Source organism: Neoroseomonas rubea (assembly GCF_016106015.1).
GTDB classification, from domain to species: Bacteria; Pseudomonadota; Alphaproteobacteria; order Acetobacterales; family Acetobacteraceae; genus Neoroseomonas; species Neoroseomonas rubea.
In genome coordinates this window covers 1-10,452 of record NZ_JACADQ010000129.1, presented here as the reverse complement: position 1 = coordinate 10,452, position 10,452 = coordinate 1, and the positions used below count along the sequence as shown (strand labels likewise).

At 70.8% G+C, this 10,452-nt stretch carries 12 protein-coding genes; 3 read left to right on the top strand and 9 right to left on the bottom strand.

Annotation, left to right across the window (positions count from 1 at the left end):
- Together HW577_RS13505 and HW577_RS13500 are read right to left on the bottom strand one after the other, a co-directional pair.
- A partial coding sequence (locus tag HW577_RS13505; RefSeq protein WP_198376659.1) for an imm11 family protein occupies positions 1-340 on the bottom strand: 340 nt, incomplete at its 3' end.
- 85 nt (positions 341-425) lie between these two features.
- Positions 426-1,397 (bottom strand): Bug family tripartite tricarboxylate transporter substrate binding protein, encoded by a 972-nt coding sequence (locus tag HW577_RS13500; protein ID WP_198376658.1) that lies wholly within the window; start codon positions 1,395-1,397, stop codon positions 426-428.
- Positions 1,398-1,524: 127 nt separating this feature from the next.
- Here HW577_RS13500 and HW577_RS13495 point away from each other — a divergent pair, with 127 nt between their 5' ends.
- Both HW577_RS13495 and HW577_RS13490 read left to right on the top strand, forming a co-directional pair.
- Positions 1,525-2,337 (top strand): IclR family transcriptional regulator, encoded by an 813-nt coding sequence (locus tag HW577_RS13495; RefSeq protein WP_198376657.1) that lies wholly within the window; start codon positions 1,525-1,527, stop codon positions 2,335-2,337.
- A 25-nt stretch (positions 2,338-2,362) separates the two neighbouring features.
- Positions 2,363-4,171: a thiamine pyrophosphate-binding protein gene (locus tag HW577_RS13490; protein ID WP_198376656.1), complete on the top strand. Its 1,809-nt coding sequence runs from the start codon at positions 2,363-2,365 to the stop codon at positions 4,169-4,171.
- A 6-nt stretch (positions 4,172-4,177) separates the two neighbouring features.
- On the opposite strand, the gene HW577_RS13485 is transcribed toward HW577_RS13490, so the two are convergent.
- From HW577_RS13485 to HW577_RS13470, 4 genes are all read right to left on the bottom strand, one after another.
- Positions 4,178-5,197, bottom strand: a complete 1,020-nt coding sequence (locus HW577_RS13485; RefSeq protein WP_198376655.1) for a GGDEF domain-containing protein — start codon at positions 5,195-5,197, stop codon at positions 4,178-4,180.
- Positions 5,198-5,365: 168 nt separating this feature from the next.
- Complete coding sequence (locus HW577_RS13480) at positions 5,366-5,737, bottom strand: hypothetical protein (RefSeq protein ID WP_198376654.1); 372 nt, start codon at positions 5,735-5,737, stop codon at positions 5,366-5,368.
- Between the two features lie 2 nt (positions 5,738-5,739).
- Positions 5,740-6,747: a zinc-binding alcohol dehydrogenase family protein gene (locus HW577_RS13475; RefSeq protein ID WP_198376653.1), complete on the bottom strand. Its 1,008-nt coding sequence runs from the start codon at positions 6,745-6,747 to the stop codon at positions 5,740-5,742.
- A gap of 39 nt (positions 6,748-6,786) precedes the next feature.
- Positions 6,787-7,506: a M48 family metallopeptidase gene (locus HW577_RS13470; protein WP_198376652.1), complete on the bottom strand. Its 720-nt coding sequence runs from the start codon at positions 7,504-7,506 to the stop codon at positions 6,787-6,789.
- Positions 7,507-7,582: 76 nt separating this feature from the next.
- Here HW577_RS13470 and HW577_RS13465 point away from each other — a divergent pair, with 76 nt between their 5' ends.
- Entirely contained in the window at positions 7,583-8,476 is an 894-nt protein-coding gene (locus HW577_RS13465; RefSeq protein ID WP_198376651.1) for a DMT family transporter, read from the top strand.
- Here HW577_RS13465 and HW577_RS13460 read toward each other — a convergent pair.
- The 3 genes from HW577_RS13460 to HW577_RS13450 form a co-directional block, all read right to left on the bottom strand.
- Positions 8,457-8,729 (bottom strand): cupin domain-containing protein, encoded by a 273-nt coding sequence (locus HW577_RS13460; RefSeq protein WP_332837682.1) that lies wholly within the window; start codon positions 8,727-8,729, stop codon positions 8,457-8,459. The two genes, HW577_RS13465 and HW577_RS13460, sit on opposite strands and share 20 nt — an antisense overlap.
- Positions 8,730-8,827: 98 nt before the next feature.
- Complete coding sequence (locus tag HW577_RS13455) at positions 8,828-9,769, bottom strand: dihydrodipicolinate synthase family protein (RefSeq protein WP_198376649.1); 942 nt, start codon at positions 9,767-9,769, stop codon at positions 8,828-8,830.
- A complete protein-coding gene (locus HW577_RS13450; protein WP_198376648.1) occupies positions 9,769-10,263 on the bottom strand; it encodes a YcgN family cysteine cluster protein in 495 nt (164 codons plus the stop codon). Before HW577_RS13450 ends, HW577_RS13455 begins: the two co-directional genes overlap by 1 nt.
- Between the last annotated feature and the right edge of the window lie 189 nt (positions 10,264-10,452).

Sequence of the window (10,452 nt, the reverse complement as noted above, 5' to 3'; positions counted from 1 at the left end):
TCGGCTTGCCGTTGGGCCGGCGGATCATGATCGGGAAGAACTGGTGCAGGCCGGGTTCGAAGGCTTCCACCACCTCCCGGAACTCCGCCGAGACGCCCCAGCAGGCGACGACCGGCAGGAAGTCGGCTAACGCCTGGTGCTTCGAGGTGAGCCAGAACTCAGGCTTCACATCCCCGGGTTCGAAGCGGACGCCCTTGTTGCCGAAGTCGAACCCTCCAAGAGGCGTTCGTCGTTCACCGGCGCTGGTAAGCACGCCATGCGCCTCCGGCCCCTCGATCGGTGCCCCGTTGACCACCGGCCTCAGGCGCGTGTCGTGCGCGAACTTGATCATCGCTGCCATCGGGTCCCGCCCTCCACGCTCGGCGCCCAAAAGTTAGAAAAGGGAGGGGGCTCGGGGGAGGTTCCCCTCCCCCGACCTGCTTCACTTACTGCTGCGGAATCCCCGCCGCCCGGACCACGGTCGCCCAGCGCTCCACCTCGCTGCGCACGAGTCGCGCGAGGGCGTCCGGCCCCTGTGCCTCGGGCGCGGCTGGAATGGACCCAAGCGCTTCGATCCGCGCGCGGATCGCCGGGTCGTTCACCGCCGCGCGCAACGCGGCGTCGAGGCGCGCGACGACCGGCGCCGGCGTGCCGCGCGGCGCGAACACCGCGTTCCAGCCCTGGAAGATGTAGTCCGGCACGCCCGCCTCGATGGCGGAGGGCACGTTCGGCGCGTTCGGGTTGCGCGTCGCCGCCCCGGTGAGCAGGCCACGCATGGTGCCGGCCGTGATCTGCGGCACCGCGGCGGGCGCGAGAAGGCAAGCGCTGTCCACCGTCTGCGCCACCACGTCGTTCAGCGCGGGTCCTTCGCCGCGATAGGGGATGTTGTTCAGTTCCACCCGCGCCAGGTGCTGGAACAGCGCGCAGGCGAGGTGGTTGGTGGAGCCGATGCCGGCATGGGCGTTGGTGACCGTGCCGGGATTCGCGCGCGCCATGGCGATGAATTGCTCCATGGTCTGCGCCGGGTGTCCGTTGCGCACCACGAAGAAGAGCGGCGTGCCGGCGATCAGCCCGATCGGCTGCAGTTCGCGCGGGTCGTAGGCGATGGAGCGGTAGATGGAGGGGGCCGCGGAATGGCTGCCGAGGCTGCCCACCGTCAGCGTGTAGCCGTCCGGTGCGGCCTGGGCGCCGCGCGCGCCGCCGATCGTGCCGCCGGCGCCGGAGACGTTCTCCACCACCACGCTGCGGCCGAGGCTGCGCGTCATGTGCTCGGCGACGATGCGGGCGAGCACATCGGTCGCCCCACCCGGGGCGAAGACGACGATCATGTTGATCTGCCGCGCGGGAAAATCCTGGGCGCGCGCGGGCGCGACGCAGGCGAGCAGCAACGCCGCGGCGGCGGCGAGCAGGCGGGTCATGGTTGGTGTCCTCCCGTTGAGGCCCATCCGGGCCCCGGTTGTTGCGCCTAGCGAAACCCTTTTCGCTTTACGTCGTCAAGGCTATGGTTCGCCCGGTATGGTTTCGTCTAGCGGATCGGGGCGCGGCATGGCGGAGGAGAGCGGAGCGGCGGGCGCGCGGGGGGGCAAGGATCCCTATCTGCTGGCGTCGCTCCATCGCGGGCTCGAAGTCCTGGACTGCTTCGCCGAGCGCGAGAGCTGGACGCTGTCCGACCTCGCCGCCCATCTGGGGCACAACAAGGCGACGATCTTCCGCGTGCTGCACACGCTGGAGCAGTTCGGCTACCTCGCGAAGGATTCCGCGACGGGCCGCTACGGGCTGGGCCTGCGGCTGCATGCGCTCGGCACGGCCGCGATGCGGCACGAGCAATTGCGCTGGCAGGCCCTGCCGCCCCTGCAGGACCTGGCCGAAGCGACCGGCGAGACGGTCCATGTCGGCATCCTGCACGAAGGCGTCGTCGTTACCGTGCAGATCGTCGAGGGCACGCATGCGGTGCGGATGCATTCCGCCGTCGGCAAGCGCAGCCCGGCCCATGCCAGCGCGCTGGGCAAGGTGCTGCTCGCGCACCTGCCGGATGCCGAGGTGGACGGCGTGATCGCCGCGCAGGGCTTGGCCCGCTTCACCGCGAACACCATCACCACGCCGGAGGCGCTGCGCGCCGCGCTGCATCGCGTGCGGCTCGACGGCATCGCGCGGGACGAGGAGGAGATCGAGAAGGGGCTGCGCTGCCTCGCCGCCCCGATCACCGATCGGTCGGGCCGGCCCACAGCGGCGCTCGCGATCTCCGCACCCGCCTCGCGCATGGATGCGGCGCGCGTCGCGGAGCTCGTGCCACGCGTGAAGGCGACGGCGGCGCGCATATCGCGGATGCTCGGCAGCCCCTCCATGGCGGCGGCCTGACAGTAACCATCGAAGGGAAACGTCCATGGACGGCAGCAGCAAGGCGGCGCTGATGAACGGCGCCGAAATCATCGTCGACCACCTGGTGCGCAAGAAGGTGCCCTACCTGTTCGGCCTGTGCGGGCACGGCATCACCGGCTTCATGGATGCCGCCTTCAAGGCGCAGAACCGCATCCGCACTGTCTCGACGCACCATGAGCAGACCGCCGGGCACATGGCCGACGCCTACTACAAGGTGCGCGGGGAGCCGGTGGCGACCTTCACCTCCTGCGGGCCGGGTTCGGCCAACATGGTGGTGGCGCTGGCCGCGGCGATGATGGACAGCAGCGCCTTCCTCGCCATCACCGGCAACGTCCCGACCGGCCAGTTCAACCGCGGCCCGTTCCAGGAGACGGGGCGGCATTTCCAGGGCGACTTCCCCTCCGTCATTCGCCCCTATGTGAAGCGGTCCTTCCAGCCGACGCGGGCGGACATGGTGCCGCTCGCGGTTACGCAGGCCTGGGACCAGCTGACGGCGGGACGGCCGGGGCCGGTCAATCTCGACGTGCCGCTCAACGTCTTCGTCGAGGAGACAGCGCACACACCGTCGGACGTGCCGAACCGCGTGGTCAACGGCGCGCCGGGCAACCCGGCGGAACTCTCGGCCGCGCTCGACCTGCTGCTCGCGGCCGAACGCCCGGTCATCATCGCCGGCCAGGGCGTGCTGATCGGACACGCCTGCGACGCGCTGGTGCGATTCGCCGAGCTGACGCGCATCCCAGTGGTGACGAGCCCGAACGGCAAGGGCGCGATCCCCGACCGGCACGAGCTCGCCTTCGGCGCGACCGGGCGCAACGGCGCCTATGCCGCGAACGACGCGACGCGCAACGCCGATGTCATCCTCGCCATCGGCTTCTCCTTCGACGACCGGGCGACGAGCGCCTGGCTCGACGGCTACACGCTGTCGATCCCACCCTCCCGCCTGATCCAGATCGACATCGACCCCAGCGAGATCGGCCGCAACTACCCGGCCGAATACGGCATCCTGGGCGATGCGAAGGCGAGCCTCGACTTCCTGATCGAAGCCGCCCGGGCACGAATCGGCGGCGCGCGGGAGATCACGGCGGGCTGGCTCGCCCGGCTGGGGAAGGGCCGCGCGGTGTGGCGCGAATACCAAGGCGGCCTCGCCGAATCGGACCAGATGCCGCTACGCCCCGAACGGCTGATGCGGGCGCTCTCGCGCGCCATTCCGGAGGATGCGGTCGTCGCCTCCGATGTCGGCGTGCACCACAACTGGATCATCCAGCTGATGGACACGCTGCGGCCGCGGCACCTGATCCATTCCTGGGGCTTCGCGGCGATGGGGTTCGCGACCTCGGGCATCCTCGGGGCGAAGCTCGCCGCCCCCGACCGGCCCTGCGTCGCCGTGGTCGGCGACGGGTCGTTCCTGATGACGCCGCACGCGCTGGCCACCGCGGTGGAATACGACATCCCCGTCGTCTGGGTGGTGTGGAACAACAACGGCTTCTGCTCGATCCGCGACATCCAGCACGGGATGTTCGGCGGGCGGGAACTCGCCACCGCCTTCGAGGTGCAGCGCACCGGGGAGCTCTACAGCCCCGACTTCGCGCTGATGGCGAAGTCCTACGGCGTCGCCTCCCACCGCGTCACCCATGTGGGAGAGGTGGAAGACGCGATCCAGACGGCGATCAAGGCGAACCGTCCCTACCTGGTCGAAGTACCGGTGGACCGGGACATCCGCCCGATCGGCACCGGGTCGTGGGACCTGCCGCCCCTGCCCAATCCGGAGCCGAACTTCCTCAAGGCGCTGCAGGCGCGCGGTCTGTCGCTGTAGCGGGCGTCAGCCCGCCTCGGCGGCCTCGAGCGTCACGACGCGGTTCCGCCCCTGCTGCTTGGCGCGATACAGCGCGGCATCCGCCCGGTCGATCCAGGCCGCGACGGGTTCGCCGGGCTCGTAGCGCGCGGCACCGATCGACACGGTGACATTGCCGATCGATTCGTTCTTGCCGCGCAGGCTGATTCGGCGCCCGGCGAGGGCGCCGCGCAGGCGCTCGGCATGCCCCATCGCGGCGCCGATCGGCGTCGCGGGCAGCAGCATCGCGAATTCCTCCCCGCCATAGCGCGCGGGGCGGCCGTGGTCGGGCCCTTGCTGCGCCAGCGTGCTTGCCACCAGGCGGATCACCGCGTCGCCCACGGCATGGCCCCAGGTGTCGTTGACCCGCTTGAAGTGGTCGATGTCGATCATCAGCAGGGAGAGATCCTGCCCACTGTTCATCGCCTGCCCCGCATGCTCCACGATCATGGCGTCGAAGGCGCGACGGTTCGGCAGGGTGGTGAGCGCATCGGTCTGGGAGGCGCGCTGCGCGGCGGCCAGTTTCGATTCGAGTTCCGTGATACGGGCGCCGGAGGCCTGCAGTTCATCACCCAGGCGCTTCGACCGCGCTGACAGCGCCGCGGTTTCGGCACTGAGCCGCGTGACCAGGGCGGCAAGCCCCTGCCCGTCGCCCGGAATCGCGTCGGCGACCTCGTTCAGCGTAGCCCCGTAGCGCGCGGCGTCGGCACCCGCCTCGCGGATCCGGCCCGCGGCCTCCCGCAGGGTGGCGCCGGCTTCGCGCGCCGCCTGGCGTTCCGGCGTGTCGGCGAAGAACAGGTCGTAGAGTTCCGCCATCATGTAGGAGTCCACGACGCGCCGGTTCGACAGGGCGATCGATACCAGCCGACGCAGTTCCTCGATGCGCCCGGCATGGAATTCGTACCAGACGGCGTAGTTCTGCGGCGTCGGCGGCAGCGCGAAATGCCGAAGCGAGGCGAAGGCCGCCTCGGAATGGCGCGTCGCCGCCGAAAGATCGTCAACCTGCATGGACACCTCCGCATCGCGGGCGGATCGGTTTTGACATGGATCACATGAATTGTTCGTTGATCCCGGCGGGCGATCGAACCGCGACGGGTTTGGCGTCAGGCGCGGCGGGATGCCTTGCCGCACGGCCGATCGCTGCAGTCCTCCACGGCGATGCACGGGCGGGACGGATCAGAGCTTCCCGACAAGGTCCCCAAAGCCCCAGATCAGCGTGCCGATGACAAGCAGGGCGAAGCCCGCCTTCTCCAGCACCTGGCGGTCGATGTCCTTCTGCAGTTGCTTGAAGGAGGCCAGGCGCGCGGTGCGCTCCGCCCCGTCCGCCTTCTCCATGTCGTGCAGCAGCGCGAGCAGGTCGTTGCGCGCGATCAGGATTTTTCGACTGGCCAGCACCAGGCCGAGCGCGGTGAGCACTGCGCCCGACCGTGCCAGCCACGTCCCGTCGGCGGTGGCGGTGGACAGCCACACGGCGCCGCCGACGGTCGCGACCGACGCCGCCCAGAACCCCAGCACGATCCGCCGGAGCGAGGCGACACCCTGCGGCACGGCTAGAAGCCTTCCAGCACGACCTTGCCGATCATGGCGCCGCTTTCGACCAGCGCATGCGCCTGGCGCAGCTTCTCGGCATCCATGGGGCCAAGGTTGCGCGTCATGGTGTGGCGGATGCGGCCATGCTCCACCAGCTCCGCCACCGCGTCGAGCAGCCGGTGCTGCTCGATCATGTCCGGCGTGCCGAACATCGGCCGGGTGAACATCAGCTCCCAATGCAGCGAGACCGATTTCGGCATAAGCTGTCGCGCATCGATCGGCGCCTGGCTCTCGATCAGCACGATGGCACCCTGGGGCGCCACGCAGGCGACGATCTGCTCCCAGTTCCGCGCCGTGGTGTTGGTGGAGAAGACGTAGCGCGGCTTCACGCCGAGCGCCTTGAGCTGATGCGCGATATCGCCCTTGTGATCCACCACGTGATGCGCGCCGAGGTCGCGGCACCATTGCGCCGTCTCGGGCCGCGACGCGGTGGCGACGACCGTCAGCGCGGTGCGCTGCCGCGCCACCTGGATCACCATCGACCCGACGCCGCCCGCGCCGCCGATGACCAGCAGCGCCTCCCCCGCGCCGCCGCCCTCATGCACGCCGAGCCGGTCGTGCAGCCCTTCCCAGGCCGTGATCGTCGTGAGCGGCAGGGACGCCGCCTCGGCGAAGGTGAGGCTGCGCGGCTTGCGCCCGACGATCCGCTCATCGACCAGTTGGAGTTCGGCATTGCTGCCGGCGCGGTTGACGACGCCTGCGTAGAACACCTCCTCCCCCGGGCGGAACAGGGTGCAGGCGGGGCCGACCGCGCGCACGATGCCGGCGGCATCGAAGCCGAGGACGCGCGGCCCGTCCTTCGGCTCCTCCGACCGGCGCCGCTTGGTGTCCACGGGGTTGACCGAGACGGCGCGGACCTCGACCAGCATGTCGTGGCCCTCCGGCGCGGCCGGCGCCGGGATCTCGAGGTCGAGCAGCGCCTCCGGATGGTCGACCGGATGGCATTTCAGGAAACCGACCGCCTTCATGCGTCCCTCCGCGTGATAGCGGCCGGATATAGGACGGATTCAGCCGACGCGCAGCAGGGTGGGCCCGTTCTCCCGCAGCCAGTCCTGCGCGGCTTCCCGGTGCGGGGTCAGGCCTTCGACATGCGCCCAGAAGCGCGAGGAGTGGTTCAGCTCGCGCAGATGCGCGACCTCATGCGCCACGACGTAGTCCAGCACCCAGTCCGGCGACATGACGAGCCGCCAGGAGAAGGCGAGCGTGCCGTCCGGCGCGCAGGATCCCCAGCGGCTCTGCGTGTCCTTGAGCCGGATGGCGCGGATGCGCACGCCGAGCGCCGCCGCGTGCCCTTCCGCCAGCGCGGCGATCCGGCGCTTCGCCTCGGTGCGCAGGAAATCCTTCACGCGCCTCGCGAGGAATTCGGCTCGCCCGGAGACGACGATCGTCGCACCGTCCAGGAAGGCGCCGCCGCGCGCCGCGGGATCGTGGCGGATCACATGCGGGCGGCCGCCCAGCAGCACCTCCACGCCCGGCGCCAGGTCGACTGCCGGTGCCAGCGCCGCCAGGCGCTGCATAACCCAGGCGGCATGGGTCGTCAGCAGGGCCATGCCGGCCCGCCGTCCGGCGCGCATGGGCAATGTCACCACCACCTCCCCCGCACGGGGGTCGATGCGCAGGCTGACGCGGCGCGCGCGCGGCGAACGGTGCCAGCGCACGGGGCAGTCGACAGGCGGACCGAGAACCCCGGGACGCAGCGCGATGGTTTCCGACTCGGGAAGCAGCATGCGCGCACCATGGCGCAGCAGAGGTGAACGCTTCAACCGCTTGACAGATGCGCAGCGCACGCGACCTCTGCACATCATGCCCGATGCGCTTCGACCGCTGCCGCCGCTGCTCCTGCTCGGCGCGATCTGGGGTGGGACACCGGTCTTCGTGAAGCATCTCGGCGCGACCGGCTGGCCGCCCATGCTGATCGCGGCGGCGGCCGGGGCGGTCAGCGCGGCGATCCTCCTCGGCATCTGCTGGCTGCGCGGCATCGCGTTGCCGCTCTCCCGCGCGCATCTGCTGCACTACGCGGTGTCGGGGCTGACCGGCCTCGCGCTCGCCAACCTCGTCGGCTTCACGAGCCTGCAGCACATTCCCGCCGGCTTCTTCGCGCTTCTCGTGCCGCTCTCGCCGATGCTGACCGTGCTCGGCGCCGCGGCGATGGGGATGGAGCGGATGACGGGCCGTCGCCTGCTCGGCACCACGCTCGGCCTGGCCGGCGTGCTGCTGGCGATGAGCCCAGGTGCCGCGCTGCCCGATCCCGCGCTGCTGCCCTGGGCGCTGCTCGCTGCGCTGACACCGGTCTGCTACGCGGCGTCCAACCTGCTCGCGGTGCGGCTCGCGCCGAAGGGCGCGCCGCCGCTCGCGCTCGCCACCGGCACGCTGGCCGCGGGCGCGGCGCAGGCGGCGATCTTCGCGGCGCTGATGGGGCATCTGGTGCTGCCGCCGGTCGTGGGGCTGCCGGTCTCGCTCGCGCAGGGCGCGGCGACGGCGCTCGCCTTCCTCGTCTATTTCCGCTCGCTCGCGGCGCATGGCGGCGTCGTCACGTCCCAGACCGGCTACATCGTGACGCTGACGGGCATCGCCTGGGGCTGGGCGCTGTTCGGCGAGAGGCCGGGCTGGCTGACCATCCCGGCCGCGTCGCTGGTCTTTGCCGGGCTCGCGCTGGTGACGCTGCCCGGCCGCAAGATCACCCGATCAGGTGCTTGAGCTCGGTCTCGACGAAGGCGAAGGCGGTGTCGCCGGCGTTGACGACATTGTGCTCGATGCCGGCAGCGCGGGCATAGGCGACGCCGGCCTTGATCTCCGCCGTCGCCGTCTGCCCGCCCGGCAGTTCCAGCAGCATCTGCCCGTCGTTCACCGGCACGACGACATACGCCATGCCGTGCCGGTGCCAGCCGGTCTCGGAGCCCGGCGGGAAATCCCACCGGGTCACGCGCACATTGGCGTCGTCCACCTGCACGGTGGCGATCGCGGGCGGGCGGCAGCGGAGAGGCTCGTTTGTCTGCAGCGGCCGATTCAGACCTCCACGCCCTTCGGCGTTCCGGCCATCGGACGCCGTCATTCCGCGGCGGCCTTCGCGGCGGGCATCCCCGGCAGCGGCAGCGCACCGGCCGCGCCCCAGGCGGCCCACACCTTCTCCGCCTGCTCGGCCGTCAGCGGCAAATGCGGCGGGCGGATCACGCGCCAGCCGGCATCGCCCGTGCTGCGCGCGATGATCTCCCGCAGGCCCGAAATCAAGGGCACCGAGGTCGCCGCACGGCGCGTCGCCGTCAGCGTCGCCTGCGCGGCATCGGCCTCGGGCCCCGTGCGCTTCGCATAGACGATGCCGCCCCAATGGCTGTTCGCGTTGGAGGCCGCGGTGATGCAGCCCGCCCCGCCCTCGGCCAGGATCTGCTGCAGGAACTCGTCGCTGCCCGAATAGACCTCGAACCCGTCCTTCGCGAACTCACGCACCATCGCCTGCATGTTGGCGTAGTCGCCAGAGGAATCCTTCACGCCCTTGATCACGCCCGGGAAGGCCTTCAGCAGCCGCCCGATCAGGTCGAGGCTGAAGGGCACCGCCGATTGCTGCGGGAAGTGATAGAGGTAGATCGCTACACCGCCGCCGACGCGGTTCACCACCTCGCTGAAATACGCGAACAGCCCGTCATCCGATGGCCCCTTGTAGTAGAAGGGCGGCAGCATCAGCACGCCGGGGCAGCCGGCGTCGCGCGCATGCTTCGTGAGTTCGACGCTGTCCGTCAGGCTGGCGCAGCCCGTCCCCGGCATCAGCTTCGCCGCGGGAATGCCGCGCGCGATGAGCCCTTCCAGGATCTGCTTGCGCTCATGCAGGCCGAAGGAATTCGCCTCCCCCGTCGTGCCCAGCACGCCGAGCCCGTTGCACCCGTTCGCCAACAGCCACCGGGCATGCGCCGCCATGCGGTCGAGGTCGGGCGCGAGGTCGGGGCCCATCGCCGTCAGCACCGCGGCGTTCACGCCGCCATAGATCGCGTTCTTCATCAGGATTTCCCCCGCTTCGTCATGCTGGTCTCTATGCGCGCCTTGGTCGGCCAGCGGCCGGGCCAGGCAACGACGTGGTCCTCGAAATCGCCCGCGGCGCGCTCCGCCACCGCGCGCCCGCGAACCGACACGCCGGCCTCGTGCACCGTCTCGGCCCGGCCGGAGACCAGCGGATGCCACCAGGGCAGGTCGCGGCCTTCAGCCACCAGGCGATAGGCGCAGGTCGGCGGCAGCCAGTCCGCCGCGGCGACGCGTGCGGGCGTCAGCTTCACGCAGTCCGGCACGCGGCGCTTGCGGTTCGCGTAGTCCTTGCAGCGGCAGTTCTCGAGGTCGAGCAGCCGGCACGCCACCTCGGTGAAGTGGACGCGCTCGGTCTCCTCGTCGCGCAGCTTGTGCAGGCAGCAACGGCCGCAGCCGTCGCACAGGCTTTCCCATTCCGCGCGCGTCATCGCGTCGAGCGTCTTCGCCCGCCAGAAGGGAAGGTCTTCGGTCACTTGAGTAGTCTAGGACAGCGCCCGGCCCTGTGGAACCGCCGCGCCGTCCCGCCCGCCGCGCGCCAGCCCTGCGCGCGGCGTCAGGTCAACGCGTACCGCCGCGCGGCGGCGCCGGCAGGCTTTCGGACTGCACGCGCCCGCCCGTGCCGCCCGGGGCCGGGGTAATGACGGCCTGCGGCGGCGCCGAAC